The sequence below is a fragment of the Vibrio sagamiensis NBRC 104589 genome (assembly GCF_007990935.1).
Lineage (GTDB): Bacteria > Pseudomonadota > Gammaproteobacteria > Enterobacterales > Vibrionaceae > Vibrio > Vibrio sagamiensis.
Map to the genome: position 1 here is coordinate 1 of NZ_BJXJ01000031.1, position 19662 is coordinate 19662.

Consider the following 19662-nt stretch of genomic DNA (forward strand, 5'->3'; position numbering starts at 1 on the left):
TTAATAACGAAAGAACGGTATATTCACAATAAAAATTTGCACGCGGTAACAGCGGAACATAAACGTCATTTGATGATTAAGTGATAAAAACAATCCCCCGAATATCTCAAAGGTATTTGGGGGTAGTTATTTAATAGATATAAGCCTTTATCATCTCGTCCATTTTGAGGCTTGATGCAATAGTCACATAAGGGAAGTCTTGATTGAACTAATTTCATCACCCCAACTCCAACTGTTATTACAAATAACTTGTGCTTATTTATGTCTGTATTTTTGCTCTCTACTGCACTCATCACTTCTTCAGTATCAACGTCAGTATCAACGCTTACGTATCAACTAGAGCAGTTAGCTGATCGCCCCAACGTTATTATTGTCAGCGTTGATACTAAGCAACTTGGAACATTTTATGCTCTGCCGGCAAGAACGCATACTAATGACACACAACCTCCTTTGTTCTGCACTAATAAGGATAGAAGTCTATCCTCTATTGAATATCAAACACTTATTCAATGTGATCATGTTGCTTGGCAACTACCACTTGTTGAGATAGGGCAAGACGGTTTCGATATCGCTGAACAAATCGATAGTTATGAACCCAATAAGGGTTGGCGTTTTATCAGTGAGTTTAATTCCCTGCCTCGGTTTTCTACGCATCATGGCCAACCTATTCCTGCACAAGTTTGTGCTCCGGATGGTGAATGTGGGAGGTTGCCTGATGCCGATCAACCACCGCTGTTTGTTGTCTGGGGCCTTAAGCCTGTCGAATTAAATATCAATGGTAAAGCGATCAAAATTACCACAGATACCGAGCAGATTTTACACACGATGGACGACTGGAAACCGGCACTGGAATCTCAATTAGATTATCTCACTCGTTTATTTCCTGATAGTAGTGTGAAGCAGTGGGATATCGTTTTTTTTAGCCGAGATAAACAAGTTGGCAGTGTCAGTGGCGCTGCAGGTAGCGATAAAATACTTATTAACGCCCTGTTAAATAATGGAAAGTTAGAAGAGGACGATATGCCAATGCTGCTTAAAATTGCGGCTCACGAGTCCATGCACTTGCTCGATACAACTTCACCAATGTGGGCATCCGAAAGTATCGCGGAGTACTATGGTATTAAGTCTTTAGGTAAGACACCTTATGATTTCGTCGACCCGCAAGCTCAATGGCATGACTTTGAGCGCAGTTTCCCATTTGCAAGCACGGGATTGTTAGAAGCCAACCGCCTTGTCGCTAAGCAAGAGCAGTACCAATATTACCCACTATTTTACGTTAAGGGCCCTGCATTTTGGCAAGCGATTGATCATAGCTTAATCGAGAAAGGAGAGAGCTTAGATACTCGACTGCCGACTCTGACTTACAACGATGATGGCAGCCTTTCTGAATCAGCAATCGCAGACTTAACCAAAGTTATTGGTGAGAAAAAGTGGCATGAGCTTGCGAATCTATACCTATAAACCCGGGTTAAACTCAAATTGGTTTTTGAGCGGTATATATCCGTAATCATCAATTAAATTACAACCACTTATGGTTATCTATAAGCTATGTAACTTTTATTAGACAAAAAATGCTTGTCAATCTACATTTTCAGTCAGTTACATAGTAGATTTTTTGTAATCGATGATTTACTTGTGGATGTTGTTCTGATTTAGTGGGTCCAAATTGAGTGGGTTGAAAATCGAAGCACTAGCTAATGTCTAAAATTACACTGAAAGGTTACATTTTGGTTCCTGAACAAGATTTGCAGATAGTAAAACGTGAACTGAGTAACCACAAAAAGTTAACGTTAAAAGAGCAAGGTTGCATTTCTTTCAGTGTTTCTGAAAATTCAGACAATCCGTTGCGTTTTGATGTTTTCGAAGAGTTTGTCGACAAAGCTGCCTTTGAGCAACACCAAGCCCGAGTAAAATCATCATACTGGGGCAAAGTGACATTAAATGTTAAACGTCATTACAAAATTTTAGGGTAAGCGCATTACAAGAGACTATGGTATCAACCATTAAGTGCCGTTCCATATTACGCTGTCTATTAACATTGAATTAAGTAATACTCTTTCTAGTCCAAATCTAACACGTTAGAATCCACACATTAACAAGCTTCTTTCCAAAATTTATACAGCCTCAATCGAGCTGGGTAACTTATGCGTTATTACAACTTAGAAAACCGGCATACCACTAATGATGATCTGTCACCAATGGAGTATTAGCAACATTCCTTAAGTAAAACGTCCTGATTTAGTTGTGCAGAACACTAATTGGTGTCCTGTCGCGAAAGACATTAGCGTGACGATTACAGATACTTATGAAGTGATAGATGGAGCATAATCCACCAGAAAAAACGTGCATATTGTGCTTGATGGAGCTGCCTATCATCGGTCAGAAGTGGTGATAAATGCTGCAAAAGTACTTAATATTGAATTTCATTACCTACCCCAATATAGCCCAAACTTAAACCCAATAGAACGACTTTTGAAAGTAATGAATAAGCATGTGGTGAACAATGTTTATTTTTCCTCCAAAGCAGCACTCATCTCTGCTATCAAAAAGTTTTTTGATGTGAGACTACCAGTAGTTGCAGGTTAATTGATATCGAGAATTACGGATAATTTTCAGGTATTGAAGGCTGCATCTTCAAGTTGAAGGAATATATTGTTTTTGGGCGGGTTTAATTAAAGGTTTACTACAATTTTATGCACTATTAGGATAATTTTATTCTTGAAATAAAGGTTTTAATTTAAATACTTATAAAATTTTATAAAGATCATTGTCACAATATTTATAGTTTTTGATTGGAATATTAAGTTCGATTATATAAAGTTCTTAGCGCAAATCATGATATGCAACACAGTACATAATATTTAAGGAGAAAAAAATGTCTAAACTAGAAAAAGAAATTACCATCAATAATGCATCTGTTTCTTTGAATAAAGAAGTGAAACCTGAAAAAAATAAAGATAAGAATGAACTTGTTCAATCTATGCTTGATAGTGTTTCAGGTGGTTGGGTTAATGCATTTGCTCGTTTTACAAAACGATTTTAATTTCAATTAAATTTCGGAGTGGTTACAACCACTCCCTTTCTTAATTTATTTGGAGACTTAGAATGATAAGAAAAAAAATAAAACACCTTGAAATTATCCTAAAAGTCAGTGAAAGGTGTAATATAAATTGTACTTATTGCTATGTCTTTAACTTGGGTAATGACATTGCAATTAACTCAAAGCCAATTATTTCTCATCAAAATATAAAGCATTTAAAACATTTTTTTGAGCGGGCTACGCGTGAATATGAAATTGAAAGCCTTCAAGTAGATTTTCATGGTGGTGAACCATTAATGATGGGCAAAGAGCGTTTTAAAGCCGCTTGCAAAGAGTTAATGAGTGGCGATTACCAAAACTCAAGACTAAGCCTCGCATGCCAGACAAATGCTATTCTCATTGATGATGAATGGATTGATATTTTTTCAAAGTATGACGTAAGTGTCGGAATATCAATTGATGGACCAAAGCATATTAATGATAAACATCGAATTGATAGAAAAGGTCGTGGGACCTACGATGACACCGTTGCTGGACTGAAGAAACTTCAAGCTGCATGGGAAGAAGGAAAGATAGCTGACGAGCCAGGTATTTTATGTGTGGCTAATCCTAGCGTTAAAGGTGCTGATATATATCGACATTTCGTAGATGTTCTCGGATGTAAGAAGTTTGATTTTCTTATTCCTGATGAAAGTCATGATACATGCGAAGATCCTCATTCTTTGGCTGAGTTTTATTGCTCAGCACTAGACGAGCTTTTTAATGATGCAGATAAAGATATTTACGTTCGCTATTTTCACACCCATATTCATTCAATGCTAGCATCTAATTTTAATCCTGTAATGGGTATGAGTAAGTCCACCAACGATACAATTGCTTACACAGTCAGCTCTGAGGGAGAGCTTTATATTGATGATACACTCCGAGCTACTAATGACAATATTTTTACCTCTATAGGTAATATAAAAGATCTTACGCTTTCAGAGTCAATCAACTCTTGGCAAATGCAGAAGTATATGCAAGTCAATAATCAAACTCCTGAGCCCTGTAGTGAGTGTATATGGAAAAATATATGTGGTGGTGGTAGACATATACAAAGGTATTCCAAAGAGGATGACTTTAATCGTAATTCAGTTTATTGCCCATCAATAAGAAAAATAATGAGCCGTACTGCATCCCATCTAATTTCATCTGGAATACCAGAAGAGAAAATATTAACTAACCTAGGAGTACATAATTGAATAAGTGATATTATTACTAGATAATGGCATATTTCATCACTTTATCTTTTCGGATAGTTTTACTATAAAGGTTAAGGTTTATGATTGTGGTCGTATAGTTCCTCAAACATCAAAAGGATATTGTAATATTTCTCAAATGGAATCATTCGACTCTGATGAACAGAGATTGCTATATTTACTGACGCTTCAAAATATCAATGTTTTGATGGTGTACTAGGAATAAAATAATTTTATAACTAAATACAACTACTCTTTACCTAAAACGGTAATATTCTATGTCTGAAGAAAGGCCTATATTTCGTCCAGAAGCCCTAGAGTTTAAAAATAATGCTTGGTTAGGAAAGTTTTCCGTATCGGTTCCATCGGTGTTACCCATATCACTTTATTGTGCTGCTGCGGTGTTTGTGATTTTGGTAATGCTTCTTTTTAGCTCTTATACCCAGCGCATTTCTGTTAGTGGATATGTTACTTACTTCCCATCGGCAGTAGAAGGGAGTTTTGATCAACATGGCCGAGTTAACAGTGTCAACGTAACTCAAGGAAGTGAGGTTCAGAAGGGCGATACAATTGCCACAGTCTCAAGTGATACTGTTTATTCACAAGGGAGCGTAAATCAAGCACTTGTTACTTCAAAGCGCTCACAGCTGTCGCAATTGGATCTCCGCGAGCGGCAAAGATTAAATGAAGGAGAAACCGAAAGACTACACCTAAAGTCAAAAATAAAAGTTAAAAAAAATGAAATGGTGCTTATAAAAGCAGCTAAAAAGGATGAATATGATAGAAGTGTCATTTTGCAGAAGCGCGTGAGGGATTTTGTAAACTCAAGTGCCCGTAACTTAACCACAGCTCAAGAAAAAATTAGTTATGAAAATGATTACTACACATCTATTGGCAAGCTCAATTCATATCGTATTGATATAGCTAAAGTAGAAAGTGAACTTATTGAATTACAAGAGGCATTGTCTTCTTCAGAATCCCGAGAAAAAAAGGATATTACAGACATACGTCAAAAAAAAGCTCAACTATATCAAGAGATTGTCGCCTCATTGGCACTAGTGGAATCTCAAATTGTCGCCCCAATAAGTGGTGTGATCTCCTCTTTGACGGTAAAGGAAGGGCAGCAAGTTAAGCCAGGTGATGTTGCAGCAGTAGTTCTCCCGTTAGAAACAGAAACTTTAATTGAAATATCGCTACCTCCAAGTGCTCTTAGTCGGGTCAAAGTTGGTCAAAGAGTGCTTATGCGTATCGAGTCGAAACCTTGGGAATGGTTTGGAAAAGTGCAAGGTAAAGTGGTACAGAAAAGTTTGAGCCCCTCAAGCTTAAGCACTGAACACAGAAACTTTAATATTTTAATAAAACCTATCGATACATCCCTTGATTTTCCTGTTGGTGTCAAAGTTGAAGCGGATATCCTTACAAATCGGCGATCAATATGGGAGTGGTTACTAACACCAATGAAACACAGTTTTAATCGCATTAATAGTGAGTCCATGTAAATGTTTTTTTTGAGCTATAAAACTCCGCTTATCTTGCAATCGGAAACAAATGAGTGTGGGTTAGCTTGTATTGCTATGCTTTCGTGTTATTTTGGTAAACGCATCGATTTATCATCAACTCGACACTTATGCGGTACAGCAAACCAAGGCATGACATTAAGACAGTTAATTCACTCTTTCGAGAGAATTGGTATGACAGCACATGCATCACGTACTGATATTGATGATATTAAGTCACTTAAACAGCCAATAATCTTACATTGGTCATTCAACCATTTCGTAGTGCTAATCAAAGCTAACCGTAAAGGTGCAATTATACACGATCCTGCAATTGGGCGGCGGCATATATCTTTACAAGAGCTATCCGATCACTTTACAGGAATAATTATAGAAGCTTGGCCTACAGAAGCTTTTGATAAAAAGCCGATAGAAACGAATGTAAATGTATCGGATTTATTTCAGGGGATAAAAGGATTAGGAAAAATACTTTTTGGGGTGATTGCTTTGTCAGCTCTAATTGAATTACTTACTATCGCTGTTCCTGCTGCGACGCAGTTTACCATTGACACCCTAATAAAGTCATCAGACACAGAAGGAGTTATTTTTGTTACTCTACTCGTTATTTCTGCACTACTAATTAAGTCTATTTTCTCAGTCGTGAGAGCTTGGGTGTTGATGAATGTACGTTATACACTCGGAGTTAAGTGGTCGGAAAAATTTTTTAATCGTCTTATTAAGCTCAAACTGCCTTTTTTTGAAAAACGGCATACTGGCGATGTCGCATCGCGCTTCCAGTCTCTTACTGCTATTCAAGATACTTTTACTGCTGACCTCATTGCTTCAGTACTCGATGCTTTTGTGATAATAATCTCTATTATACTAATGTTTACTTATTCTCCTATACTGGCTCTTGGTCCATGTATTGCTGCAGCAAGTTACGTGCTTTTAAAAATATGTATATTTCCGAACTATCGTGCGAGAAAAATAGAACATATCACATCAGAGGCTCGTCAATCATCCCACTTTTTAGAAACCGTAAGAGCCATTGCAGCAATCAAGATGTCAAATCTAGCGTCTGTTCGGCGAAGAGAATGGATTAATCATGTCGTCACTACGACACATTCAGGAAATCAGTTGTTTAAATTGGACCTATTTACTAAAACAATTGGCGTCTTATTAGGTGGTTTTTCTGCAATATACGTATTAGGCTTTGGAGCTGTACAAATTGATGAAGGGATGACTGCGGGAATACTGCTTGCCATCATGTTGTACGCTGAAATGGTAGTCAGTCGAAGTATTAATCTTGTAGATGCAGTATCGGACTTTTGCTTAGTGTCAATGCATAGTCAAAGATTGACTGACATTGCGGTTTCACCGATTGAAAAAGATATAGATAATGCGCCAGTCCCTACACTTAATGGTAATATTATTGTTAATAATTTGTCTTTTCGTTATTCAGATAGTGAGCCAGATATTTTCTCTGATATCAGCCTAGAGATAAAGCAGGGTGAAAGCATAGCTATTATCGGTCCTTCAGGGTGTGGTAAATCTACGTTTCTACAGGTATTAGCAGGGTTTTATGAGCCCACTGGTGGGCAAGTATTAATTAATGGTATAAATACTGCCAATATCAAAAAAAGCCATTTGAGAGATCATATAGCGTTTGTGATGCAAGATGAAAAGCTTCTCGCTGGCAGTATAAAGCAAAATATTACAGGTTTCTCAGAATATCCAAATTCAAACTTAATGCTCCAATGTTCTTCCTATGCTGCAATAAACAATGAAATAGAATCACTACCACAAGCATACGAATCAATGATAGGCGATATTGGCAACACATTATCCGGCGGTCAAAAACAAAGAATTTCTATCGCACGAGCTTTATATCGGGAGCCGAACATCTTGCTTTTAGATGAAGCAACGAGTGACCTAGATATTGCGAATGAGAAAAAAATAACAAACTCTATTTCTCAACTTCCCATTACAAGAGTGTTTGTTGCCCATCGACCAGAAATGATTATGTCAGCAGATAGAATATTTGATATATCGTCAAAACAGTGGACTGACGGTCTTCAATGGAACCGAAAGCATATTAGCTCAGATGTTGCCTAGTATAATCTGTTTTTTTACTAAAATTAAATATGCTTCTGAGTTGCCCATCAAAGTATCTAATTTTATTATTCTAAATAATACATCGCTTGGTGCGTATTAATATCATCATATTAAGTTGTCTTATTTATATGTACCAAGTCAATTTTAAAGTTTAGTAGCATAGTGAATAAACAGCGTGAAATTCTAGAGCGATAAATAAATGTACAATAAGAAGAGAAGTCTTGGAGTGACATATCGCTTAGTGGTAAACCATAGTTAAAGCTTCTCGAATTGTGAAGTTTTTTGCAACAAGCCCCAAAAAATGGGTTAATAATCTAGTTTATCTCACCGTACTTGTAATTCGTCACTATCCGGAGGACAATCTTTAAAAAAACGAATGAGGAGTAAAGATGGAACTTACTGATATGCGTCGTGAATACACCAGAGGGGGGTTGCGTCGTAAAGATCTAAAAGCGGATCCCATTGAGCAATTTAACCTTTGGTTAGCACAAGCTGTGGAGTCCGGCATTGCCGATCCAACAGCCATGACAGTTGCGACGGTTGATAAAACGGGTATGCCATTCCAGCGAATTGTTCTATTAAAAAATGTTGATGAAGCTGGATTTGTCTTTTTTACTAACCTTGGTAGTCGAAAAGCACAACAGCTGGAACATAACCATAATATTAGTCTGCACTTTCCATGGCATCCTCTTGAACGCCAAGTCCATATTACAGGTACTGTGGAAAAGCTAAGTGCGGTAGAAAATATGAAATACTTTACCTCTCGACCAAAAGAAAGCCAACTTGCAGCCATTGCAAGTAAACAAAGCAGTCGTATTTCTGCTCGTGGAGTTCTGGAAGGAAAGTTTCTTGAATTAAAACAGAAGTTTGCTAGTGGTGAGATTCCTGTTCCAAGTTTTTGGGGAGGCTTTCGAGTAAAACCACAAAGTATCGAGTTTTGGCAAGGTGGCGAGCACCGTCTCCACGACAGATTTCTATTCTCTTATCAACATGATCATTGGGACATTGATAGACTGGCTCCATAATTGGCCTCTGTGTTCTTATTCTCATTGGCGAGCACTTATACAAAGCGGCTTTTTATTAGCTAAATTGGCCAGACAATAACCGTAGTTTAATATTACATGATCATCGTTCCGGACAGATGATCATGTAAAAGTCTTGATGATCTTTAGGGCTTTTCTTGGTGTTGCTATTGAGAAAATTTGCAACCCTGTCGATAAAGTATATGATGCTGGCGAGTATCGTGAACAAAAACTAATGTCCAGAATGAGTAACTTCGATAATTCAATAACTTCCTCCCTTGAAGTGACGAGTGAACTGCCTAAACCTGCAGAATTAATTACGTTACCATCGTATATGGATTGTCACGAGCATGCTTACACTCAGATTGTGATTGGTCTTAAAGGACAAGTGGAATTTGAAGTGAGAGGTCAGGGTAATATTGTCGGTCCGGGTCAAGGTTGCGTAGTAACGGCACACTCTGATCATGCTTTCGGTGGGACCCTAAATCAGTCTGACATTTTAGTTTTAAATATGCCTAAACCTGCCAGTGGTTCTCCCGTGTTTCTTAATTATATTAATGATTTAGAGAAGAAGCACTTATACTTTCAATTGGATGGTCAAATTCAAAAGTTGATCCAAATGTTGGTACAAGAGATGCGCTGTTCCCCTGACGATCATTTATTGAGTCGAGCATGCCATGATACAGTGATCGCACTGATGCAGCGCCACATTTCCTCGTTCGATGCCTCACGTAAAGAATCTCGCTTCGACCTAGAGGCGATAGATCGTTACATTGATCTTCACCTTAGTCATAAAATCACCGTAGCTCAGCTTGCTGGCAGTGTATTCTTAGGTGAAAGTCAATTCCACAGCCTATTTAAAGAACAAATTGGTATAACACCTCATCAATATGTGCTTGGTAGACGGATTGATATGGCGCGTAACTTGATAGAGCGTGGTCAACTAACCTTGGGACAAATTGCGGAATTTACCGGCTTTTCGAGTCAGAGCACTTTTACTCACACATTTAGCCGTCTGCAAGGTCTTTCTCCTTCGCAGTACAAAAAACAATTTGCTTAAACTATAAATTTTCTCAAGTCGTTGACCTTTTTTCGTCTATTTTTCTCTTAACTCCAATTTTTTAAAATACGTGAAGATCGTTAATATTCATTAAAGTGCTTATCTATTTGTATCTATTTTAATCAAAGTGGTAAGGTATTGATTATCAATGTTGTAAGTTAAAGTTAAATTTTACAGTTTGCAATGCAATATATTGCTAATTTGCATGTGACTATGTAGGTGTTTTGTTATAAAAGCGAGTTTTAAACAAAAAGCTCGGAGTTTTTGACAAGTATTCTTATTGCCCTCAAAATACACTGCCTGCTATTGATAATCTTCGAAGTGGTTTCGAAGAAGAGATTGAGGAAAGCGCATGTTTGCAGCAAAGAACGTGTTGACACCGGAATTTATTGGGCAACCGCTTGATAAGTTGTGGTCACTGATCTCGCCATTATATATGGTGGACGAGTCGGAATGGTTAGAACAATTATTGCCATTAGCGATGCCAACAGAAGAAGAAAAAACGGCCGTCACGATTCAGACAACCCAACTTATTGAGGCCATTCGAGCCGACAAAAAATCGATCCAAATGATTGATGCGCTTCTACTTGAATACAGTTTAGATACCCAAGAAGGTATTTTACTTATGTGTCTTGCAGAAGCGCTAATGCGTATTCCTGATTCCGCAACAGCAGACGCTTTGATTAAAGATAAGCTCAGTGTGGCGGATTGGAAATCTCACTTAAAAAATTCGGATTCTGTATTTGTTAATGCATCTACTTGGGGATTGATGTTAACTGGAAAAGTCATTGGACTGGGTGGGCAAGAGTCAAATAGTCCGTCACAGGCCGTGAATCGCCTAGTGAATAAATTCTCCGAGCCTGTGATTCGTAAGGCGATGTATCAAGCAATGAAAATCATGGGACACCAATTTGTTCGTGGCCGTACCATCGAAGAGGCACAAAAAAATGGCCAATCGATGCGCGACAAAGGGTTTACTTATTCCTTTGATATGCTCGGAGAAGCAGCATTGACCTCTTCTGACGCTCAGAAGTACTTTAAAGACTACTTAATGGCGATTGAAGCGGTTGGCCGAGAAAATGCGAATCGACGTGATAACAGCCCTGCACCATCGGTATCGATCAAACTTTCTGCCCTTCATCCACGTTATGAAGTTGCCAATGAAGAACGAGTGCTAACAGAGCTTTGTGACACATTGACACAGCTATTGCAGCGTGCCATTGAAGTGGATGTTGCGATCACGATTGATGCAGAAGAAGCCGATCGACTTGAACTGTCATTGAAATTGTTTGAAAAACTTTATCGCAGTGAACAAGTAAAAGGTTGGGGTAAATTCGGCCTTGTTGTTCAAGCTTATTCAAAACGAGCATTACCAGTCTTGGTCTGGCTAAATGGCTTGGCGAAAGAGCAAGGGGATCTTATCCCGCTGCGTTTAGTAAAGGGCGCTTATTGGGACAGCGAAATTAAATGGTCTCAGCAAGCGGGTTATGACAACTACCCGGTTTATACCCGTAAAGAAGCGACCGATGTGGCTTATTTGGCGTGTGCCCGTTTCCTATTGAGTGAAGGTGTTCGTGGCAATATTTTCCCTCAGTTTGCGAGTCACAATGCGCACACAGTGACTGCCATTGCAGTTATGGCACGGCACAAAGATTATGAGTTCCAACGTCTACATGGCATGGGTGATTCGTTATATAACCATGTAATGAAAACCTATGGTCAACCCGTGCGTATTTACGCTCCAGTGGGCAGCCATGCAGATCTGCTCCCTTATCTAGTTCGTCGCTTATTAGAGAATGGCGCAAATAGCTCATTTGTGCACCGCTTGGTTGATGCTCGCTGCCCTGTCTCAGAATTGACGCAGCATCCTGTGGACGTACTGACCAGCTTTGAAACGTTAAACAATGCAAAAATTCCTATGCCGACGGGGATTTTCCCAGAGCGTAAAAACTCCTATGGGGTCAATATTGATATCCACAGTGAGGCGAAGCCGTTTGAAGCTCAAGTTGAACACTTTTTAAATAACAAGTGGATAGCTGGGCCAATCATCAACGGTGCCAATAAAGCTGAAAGCATGATCAAGGAAGGATACGTAGAAACAATCACTGCGCCTTATGATCGCCGAATCGAAGTGGGACAAGTTGCTTTCGCGACTCTTGATCATGTTTCCGAAGCCATTGACGTTGCTCATGTCGCTTTCCCTGCTTGGAAAGAGGAATCGATTGAGAACAAAGCAGCTTGTTTAGAAAAACTTGCCGATCTTATGGAAGATAACCTTGCTGAACTGGTTGCTATTTGTCATCAAGAAGCAGGTAAGACTATCCATGACAGTATCGATGAAGTGCGCGAAGCGGTGGATTTTTGTCGTTACTATGCAAAGCAGGCTAGCAATCTAAAATCTATTGAACTAGAAGGTTTTGATGGCGTTAAACGTCTGTCAAGCCGAGAGGGGTTGGGCGTTTTCGTCTGTATTAGTCCATGGAACTTCCCTTTGGCAATCTTCCTTGGTCAAATTACTGCGGCACTTATTGCGGGGAATACGGTGGTCGCCAAACCAGCAGAACAAACCAGTTTGATTGCGGCTCGTGCGATTGAATTAATGTTTGCCGCAGGCTTCCCTACAGGTGTGATTCAACTATTGCCTGGACGAGGTGGTGAAATTGGTCATGCATTAACATCGCATGATGCCATCGCGGGTGTTGCTTTTACAGGTTCAACTGCAACTGCGCAGCGGATCAATGTGACGTTAGCGGAGCGTGACGCCAAACCTGTGCCATTCATCGCAGAGACCGGTGGCCAGAATGCCATGATCGTCGACAGTACCGCTCTGCCAGAGCAAGTTGTGCGTGATGTTATTCGCTCTGCTTTTGCATCTGCTGGGCAACGCTGTTCCGCACTTCGAGTGTTGTTTGTGCAAGAAGATGTGGCAGATCGCATTATCCATCTCATCAAAGGTGCGATGAGTGAGCTGCAAGTCGGTATCCCTTACCTACATAAAACCGATGTGGGCCCTGTTATTGATGCGAATGCTAAAAATAAATTATTGGCCCACATTGAAAAGATGAGCAAAACCCAAACAAAAGTGGCTCAATTATCTCTAGATCCAGAATGTGAGCACGGTGATTTTGTGACGCCGAGTGCGTTTGAGATCTCAAGCATTGATGTGTTAAAAGAAGAGCAATTCGGTCCGATTCTGCATATTGTTCGCTTTAAAGCGAACGAGTTACCGAACATAGTCGATCAGATCAATACTACTGGCTTTGGCCTGACAATGGGGATCCATAGCCGTAATGAAACCACTTACCGCTGGATTGAGAAGCATGTGCGTGTGGGTAACTGCTACATCAACCGAGATCAAGTTGGCGCCGTTGTTGGTGTTCAGCCGTTTGGTGGGCAAGGCTTATCTGGTACTGGACCAAAGGCTGGTGGCCCGCATTATCTATATCGATTTACTCAGCATTCACTTACTCAAGCAGACAACGCATAAGGAGTCGTAATATGGTTCATCAGATCGCTTATTTTAAAGACGCACTTTCTGCTTGGGAACAGTGGAATTTAACCAGCTTTGATTATAAATACGACCATTTAAAAGCATTAAGAGCAGCCTTGGAAGCGCAAAATAATAGCGTTGCAAAAGTGGTTTCTTATCACTTGCAACATGCTTCTTCATTGCTGGCAGAAACACATCAACTGATTGGTCCTACAGGCGAAACAAACGAGTTATATGCGGCAGGACGTGGGGTTGCACTGATTATTTGTGAGAGCAGTCTTGCTAATCAAGCAAATACCTTATCCACTGTATTTGCCATGATTACCTGTGCCCTTGTTGCAGGAAATAGTGTGGTTGTTTGTAGTGACAACGCTGAACTTAATAAAGTGATTAACCAGGCGTTATCTTCTGTGAATTTGCCTTCTAACTTGGTTCAAGTTGTGGCCTATGATGCGTCAGCGTCATTGTTAGACAGTGATGTACGTAGTGTCGGATATATTGGGCACTCAAATATTGAGCATGCACTGAATTTACAATTAGCTAAGCGCAACGGCGCGATCGTTGGCTTAGTGTCTGAAACGGATTTAGAGTCATCAACATTGACTCATGATCCTCATCTATCGCTGCGCTTTATTACTGAGCGTACGCGAACGATTAATATTACCGCAGTGGGCGGTAATGCAACCCTACTTGAGATGGGGAGCGACGCTCACTAACCCTAACTTTATATACCAACTTCGTAGAGCAGGCCGAAGAGTCTGCCGGAGTTGGTATGGCTACTTTGATGTATTGCTGAGAGGGCAAAATATCAAAGCAGGTAAGGAAGGACATAATTATAACGAGGACTATCAAATGATAGAAAACAGCTTTGCTATCACATCCACTTTTGTGGCTTACCTACTGATTATGGTAGGGATTGGTATTTACGCATATAAGAAAACCGTTAACTCATCAGACTATTTTTTAGGTGGCCGTAGTCTTGGTCCGTGGCCCGCAGCCCTTTCAGCTGGTGCTTCAGATATGAGTGGCTGGTTATTACTTGGTTTACCTGGTTATGCTTATGCTGCTGGTATTGAAGCATTCTGGTTAGCCGCAGGTCTCTTATTAGGCACCTGGGCTAACTGGTTGATTAGTGCCAAGCGCCTACGTACTTACAGTATTCAAACTGATGCGCTGACATTACCTGAATTTCTCTCTCGTCGTTTTAACGATAAATCGAAATTTATTCAGGTTTTGTCTGCAATTTTTATTCTTTTATTCTTCCTTTTTTACACCAGTTCAGGACTGGTTGCGGGTGGCAAACTTTTTGAAACCGTATTTGGTTTAGACTATAGTCTGGCCGTGATCATCGGTACGGTTTGTGTCGTTTCCTATACTTTATTTGGTGGCTTTTTAGCTGTTTCTTGGACCGACTTGGTTCAGGGGTTATTGATGTCAGCAGCACTTCTTATTGTCCCAATTGCTGTTATGGATGGTGGTGTCGGTCAACTAACGACTGATTTACATAATATAAATCCTGAGTTAATGACTTTATGGAATGATATTAAAGGCCAGCCTTTATCTGCTGTTGCTATTATTTCCTTGCTTGCATGGGGACTTGGGTATTTTGGTCAACCACATATCCTTGCTCGCTTTAAAGCTTCCCGCTCTAATAAAGATCTGACAACAGCACGTCGTATTGCCGTTATATGGACATCTATTTCTATGGTCGGAGCGCTACTTGTGGGTCTAGTCGGCTTAGTATGGATGACTTCTCATAATGGACCGCAGTTAGAAGATGGTGAAAAAATCTTCATGTTGCTGGTGAACTCAGTTTTCCATCCTGTGATTGCCGGTATTTTGTTGGCTGCAATCCTAGCTGCTGTAATGAGCACTGCAGATTCTCAGCTACTGGTATCTTCTTCGGCACTCGCTGAGGATATTTATAAGCAGGTCTTTAAGCCAAAAGCAAGTTCTGAAGAAGTTGTGATGGTGGGGCGTATCGGCGTGATTGTCATTTCCCTGATTGCATTGGCACTTGCGATGACTCCAGACAGCTCAGTATTAACATTGGTTTCATACGCTTGGGCTGGTTTTGGTGCTGCATTTGGTCCTGCTGTAGTTCTAAGCCTATACTGGAGTGGCATGAACCGTAATGGTGCCTTAGCCGGTATTTTGGTTGGTGGTATCACTGTGGTTGTGTGGAAACAGCTAACAGGAGGTTGGTTTGATGTTTATGAAATCGTTCCTGGAATCATCTTATCAACGGTCATGATTTTTGCGGTAAGTAAACTGTCAGGTGGTGCTTCTCCTGATGTTCTTGATCAACATAAACAGTACCAGAAAAAGTTGATTGAGCTTGACTAACTGCTAGACAATCAGTTAGAACCCGCGATGTGTAATGGCTGTCGCGGGTTTTTTTATGTCAACACTCATTTGCGTGATTTTGGGGCTCAATTTAGTAGTTGGCTATTGGTAAGGTTTTATTAATTTTGGAGGGCCAATGCGTCATCAGCTGGACAGAATAGACCTACAAATACTCGATGTCTTATACAATAAAGGCAGAATACCTGTTGTGGAGTTAGCTAAGCAGGTAAACCTAACCACATCACCATGCTCTGAACGAGTAAAGCGTCTCGAAAAAGAGGGCTACATCAGTGGTTATCATGCCGAACTTAATGGAGAAAAGCTTGGGCTAGATATGCAAGTATTTATCCATATTCGTCTTGATCAAAGTAGCTTTTCTATTTTTGAAAAATTCGCTAAAGCAGTCGCGTTAATGCCAGAAATTGAAGAATGTTACTCATTGTCTGGGGATTTTGACACAATGATAAAAGTGCGTGTGGCTAACATAAAAGCGTATCAGCATTTCATGTCAAATAAGCTGGGGACTCTACCAGGCGTGATTCAAACACGCAGTGAAGTTGTGATTCAGGAACACAAAACGGGCTTTGGTGTGAATCCAGAGTTATTACGTGTCCTTTAGAGGCAGTATACTCTGGTTAACGATAGACCACTTGGGTATGGAGAAAAATCAAATAAAAATAGAGCGACAAAAGATGACGCTCTATTGCTGTTTCTGATGTTTGAGCAATAATTAAATATTAAAGAACGTAGTCAATAATCCAATCACCCCACCAAAGATGCCTCCCCAAACAACCAGCCAGCCTAAATGCTCTTTGATCATCTTTTGCACCATTTCTTTGACAAGGTTAGGAGTCAGGTCGCTCAGGCGTTGATCGATAATACTTTCAACATTTTGCTTGATTTCATTCATCATGCTTGGTGATTCAATTTGTTCTTTGAGTGCTTCTTTGATGCTGTCGCTTTTACTTAGCTCGACAATTGAAACTTTCATTTTGTCGATAAAAGGCTGGCGCATTGGCTGTAAGGCTTCGGTTCCACCTAGCATGGCTAGCATACCGCCAAACTGAGAGCCCTCAATGACTTCGACAAGTGAATCAAAAGCCGGGTTTAAATCCACTTTTTCAATGACAGGAGCGAGGTTGATATTAACGCAACCAGACATCTCTTGGTTAAGGAAACGATCGATATTTGCTTCAGTAAAAAATTGTTCCATCATGAGCGTCTTTATCGCCAGCTTAAATTCTTCAAAGCGCGATGGAATCACACCAGAACCATATAACCCGGGCACTTTTTCAAACAGCATATGGATTGCTAGCCAGTTGGTGATTGCGCCTGAAAATGCGAATAGTCCGGCATACCACATAAAATGATTTTGAAAATAATACCCTACGGCCATTAATGTGCAGGCAATGAGATTGGTCAGCAAACTTTTATTCATAATGATCGATTATATAAGAGTGAAAGGAGTGATTCAGAAAACAGAATTTTATACTTATACCCAAGCGACCTCAAGATGCTTGATGCAGAGTGAGGTCACTGAGTCAAATTCAAGTAAGACAATCAAGCGAAAGCTCGGGCTTTTTCCCGTTATCTGACACAATAAGTTGGCTCAGATCCTTTTGTTTGACCATTTTAATTTGATAGGGAAAGGGTCTTTCCCCTAGTATAATGATGAAACATTGTGCATGAGATGATGTGAAACCTTAGGTATCCGCTTCTTTACCAATAAAACCTCCAGTCTGGTGAGCCCACAACTGTGCATAAATACCTTTTTGTGCAACTAACTCTTGATGGGTACCTTGTTCAACAACGTTGCCTTTATCAAGCACGATGAGACGATCCATTTGTGCTATCGTTGATAATCGGTGAGCAATCGCAATCACAGTTTTTCCTTGCATCAGCTCATTTAAGCTTTCTTGTATGGCTGACTCTACTTCTGAGTCAAGGGCCGAAGTTGCTTCATCCAAAATGAGTAATGGAGCATCCTTAAGTAGCACTCTAGAAATAGCAATACGCTGACGTTGCCCTCCTGAAAGTTTCACCCCCCGTTCACCGACTTGGGCATCATAGCCTACGTTACCAAAAGGGTCACTCAGGCTTTCGATAAATTCATCTGCATGAGCTTGCTTGGTTGCTTTTCTGAGTTCCGTTTCAGTGGCATCAGGTCTACCATATAAGATGTTGTCGCGAATTGAGCGATGTAATAATGATGTATCTTGTGTCACCATACCAATTTGCGCTCGAAGTGAGTCTTGCGTGACGAGTGCAATATCTTGTCCATCAATTTTAATGCTTCCTTGTTCGACATCGTGGAAGCGTAATAGTAAGTTAACTAATGTTGATTTACCTGCACCAGAACGCCCAACCAACCCTACTTTTTCACCAGGTTTGATACTGAGATTAAGATTATTAATTACTCCTTTCTTTTCTCCGTAGTGAAAGCTGACGTTGTCAAATTCAATCCCACCAGATTCGACTTCAAGTGCTTTAGCATCTGGCCTATCTTGAATATCAATCGGCTTAGATAACGTTTTCATGCCATCTACGACTGTACCCAAGTTTTCAAATAAGGCTCCGACTTCCCACATTATCCACATTGACATCCCATTAATGCGTAGAGCCAAACTGATGGCAATTGTGATAGCACCGACAGTAATGGCGCTATCTAACCATAAATAAATCGATAGTGCGGCAACAGAAAATACCAATAAGTAATTCGAAATTTCCACAGCGACATCGAAGCCAGTTACTAAACGCATTTGGCGATAAACGGTATTTAAAAAACCTTTCATTCCTTGTTTGGCGTAGCTTGTCTCACGTTGACTGTGTGAAAAGAGTTTAACGGTTTGAATATTGGTGTAGCTATCAACGAGGCGACCTGTCATCGTTGAACGAGCATCTGCTTGTTCTGATGCGACGTTCTTTAGTTTTGGTACAAAGTAAATCTGAATTGCAATGTAAACAAATAACCATATTAACATCGGGATCATCAAGCGCCAGTCTGCTGCTGCGAGCATTACAATGATGCTCGTGAAATAAACCGAAACGTAAACAAATACATCCATGGTTTTCATTACTGTTTCTCTGACAGCAAGTGAAGTTTGCATCACTTTTGTAGCTACGCGCCCTGCAAAGTCATCTTGATAGAAGTTCAGACTTTGATTCAACAGATAGCGGTGTGTTAACCAGCGAATGGACATAGGGTAGTTGCCTAGTAACGTTTGATGAATCAGTAGGGAATAAACAACAACCAGTGTCGGCATTATAATTAATAAAAGTACCGCGAAAAAAATAAGTTCAGACTTATTATCTTGTAAAAAAGTTTCGGGATTACTGGTCGATAACCAGTCAATAAGTTGACCCATAGCACCAAATAGAGACACTTCAACAATAGCGACAATGGTTGACATAATCGACATGATTATTAAAGGTTTCTCGAAACCCCGAGTATAGTGGCGCAAGAAAGCAAATATACCTGATGGCGATTGCTTAGCTGCGTGGTTTGGAAAAGGTTTAGTGAAACCTTCGAATCGCTTAAACATAACTAATCCTAAAAGTAGAGGGCTAACTGGAGGTTTAATGGTAAACATCCGATTTTACAGTAGAATAACCAGATTAAATGTTAGTGTAATGTAATATAATTTTTTTTGTTATCATATGGTTTTAGCATTGATTTTAATATTAAGCTTTTAATGTTATCAAGGTGGGAGGGGAGAGTGTAAGTTATTTATATAACAATGAATTTTATTGGTTTTACGGGTGTTTACACGAAATTTTACTGTATTTAGGTTCGATTTATATAAAAAAAAGCAAAATAAAAACCAACATTTACGTTACAATTTTTCTTGTGGTTTT

14 protein-coding genes and 1 pseudogene are annotated in these 19662 nt (G+C 39.8%); 13 read left to right on the forward strand and 2 right to left on the reverse strand.

Going from position 1 to position 19662, the window contains the following annotated elements:
* Nucleotides 1-261 precede the first annotated feature (261 nt).
* The 13 genes and pseudogenes from VSA01S_RS14280 (at nt 262) to VSA01S_RS14340 (ending at nt 16426) form a co-directional block, all read left to right on the forward strand.
* Nucleotides 262-1461: a hypothetical protein gene (locus VSA01S_RS14280; protein ID WP_039980112.1), complete on the forward strand. Its 1200-nt coding sequence runs from the start codon at nt 262-264 to the stop codon at nt 1459-1461.
* Between the two features lie 236 nt (nt 1462-1697).
* The gene (locus VSA01S_RS14285; RefSeq protein ID WP_039980111.1) at nt 1698-1973 is read left to right on the forward strand and encodes a putative quinol monooxygenase; all 276 of its coding nucleotides are present in this window, start codon (nt 1698-1700) and stop codon (nt 1971-1973) included.
* A 301-nt stretch (nt 1974-2274) separates the two neighbouring features.
* A pseudogene (locus VSA01S_RS14290) lies at nt 2275-2586 on the forward strand (transposase); the annotation flags it as partial.
* 289 nt (nt 2587-2875) lie between these two features.
* A complete protein-coding gene (gene xyeA / locus VSA01S_RS14295; RefSeq protein ID WP_083932216.1) occupies nt 2876-3043 on the forward strand; it encodes a XyeA family cyclophane-containing RiPP triceptide in 168 nt (55 codons plus the stop codon).
* A 62-nt stretch (nt 3044-3105) separates the two neighbouring features.
* The gene (xyeB, locus tag VSA01S_RS14300) at nt 3106-4281 is read left to right on the forward strand and encodes a cyclophane-forming radical SAM/SPASM peptide maturase XyeB (protein ID WP_039980110.1); all 1176 of its coding nucleotides are present in this window, start codon (nt 3106-3108) and stop codon (nt 4279-4281) included.
* A gap of 275 nt (nt 4282-4556) precedes the next feature.
* Nucleotides 4557-5777 carry an HlyD family secretion protein gene (locus VSA01S_RS14305; RefSeq protein WP_039980109.1) on the forward strand — a complete coding sequence of 407 codons (1221 nt, stop codon included), beginning with the start codon at nt 4557-4559 and terminating at the stop codon, nt 5775-5777.
* Between the two features lie 9 nt (nt 5778-5786).
* Nucleotides 5787-7889 (forward strand): peptidase domain-containing ABC transporter, encoded by a 2103-nt coding sequence (locus VSA01S_RS14310; protein ID WP_158000760.1) that lies wholly within the window; start codon nt 5787-5789, stop codon nt 7887-7889.
* A gap of 389 nt (nt 7890-8278) precedes the next feature.
* Nucleotides 8279-8914 carry a pyridoxamine 5'-phosphate oxidase gene (pdxH, locus tag VSA01S_RS14315; protein ID WP_039980108.1) on the forward strand — a complete coding sequence of 212 codons (636 nt, stop codon included), beginning with the start codon at nt 8279-8281 and terminating at the stop codon, nt 8912-8914.
* Nucleotides 8915-9155: 241 nt separating this feature from the next.
* Nucleotides 9156-9971: an AraC family transcriptional regulator gene (locus tag VSA01S_RS14320; protein WP_039980118.1), complete on the forward strand. Its 816-nt coding sequence runs from the start codon at nt 9156-9158 to the stop codon at nt 9969-9971.
* Between the two features lie 352 nt (nt 9972-10323).
* On the forward strand, nt 10324-13458 hold the full coding sequence (putA, locus tag VSA01S_RS14325) for a bifunctional proline dehydrogenase/L-glutamate gamma-semialdehyde dehydrogenase PutA (protein WP_039980107.1): 3135 nt from the start codon (nt 10324-10326) through the stop codon (nt 13456-13458).
* 11 nt (nt 13459-13469) lie between these two features.
* Nucleotides 13470-14177 carry a 1-pyrroline-5-carboxylate dehydrogenase gene (locus tag VSA01S_RS14330; protein ID WP_039980106.1) on the forward strand — a complete coding sequence of 236 codons (708 nt, stop codon included), beginning with the start codon at nt 13470-13472 and terminating at the stop codon, nt 14175-14177.
* A gap of 136 nt (nt 14178-14313) precedes the next feature.
* Complete coding sequence (gene putP / locus VSA01S_RS14335; protein WP_039980105.1) at nt 14314-15807, forward strand: sodium/proline symporter PutP; 1494 nt, start codon at nt 14314-14316, stop codon at nt 15805-15807.
* A gap of 136 nt (nt 15808-15943) precedes the next feature.
* The gene (locus VSA01S_RS14340) at nt 15944-16426 is read left to right on the forward strand and encodes an Lrp/AsnC family transcriptional regulator (RefSeq protein ID WP_039980104.1); all 483 of its coding nucleotides are present in this window, start codon (nt 15944-15946) and stop codon (nt 16424-16426) included.
* Nucleotides 16427-16537: 111 nt separating this feature from the next.
* Here VSA01S_RS14340 and VSA01S_RS14345 read toward each other — a convergent pair whose 3' ends face one another.
* The gene (locus VSA01S_RS14345; protein WP_039980103.1) at nt 16538-17245 is read right to left on the reverse strand and encodes a DUF445 domain-containing protein; all 708 of its coding nucleotides are present in this window, start codon (nt 17243-17245) and stop codon (nt 16538-16540) included.
* A gap of 265 nt (nt 17246-17510) precedes the next feature.
* Nucleotides 17511-19349, reverse strand: a complete 1839-nt coding sequence (locus tag VSA01S_RS14350; RefSeq protein ID WP_039980102.1) for an ABC transporter ATP-binding protein — start codon at nt 19347-19349, stop codon at nt 17511-17513.
* Nucleotides 19350-19662 lie beyond the last annotated feature (313 nt).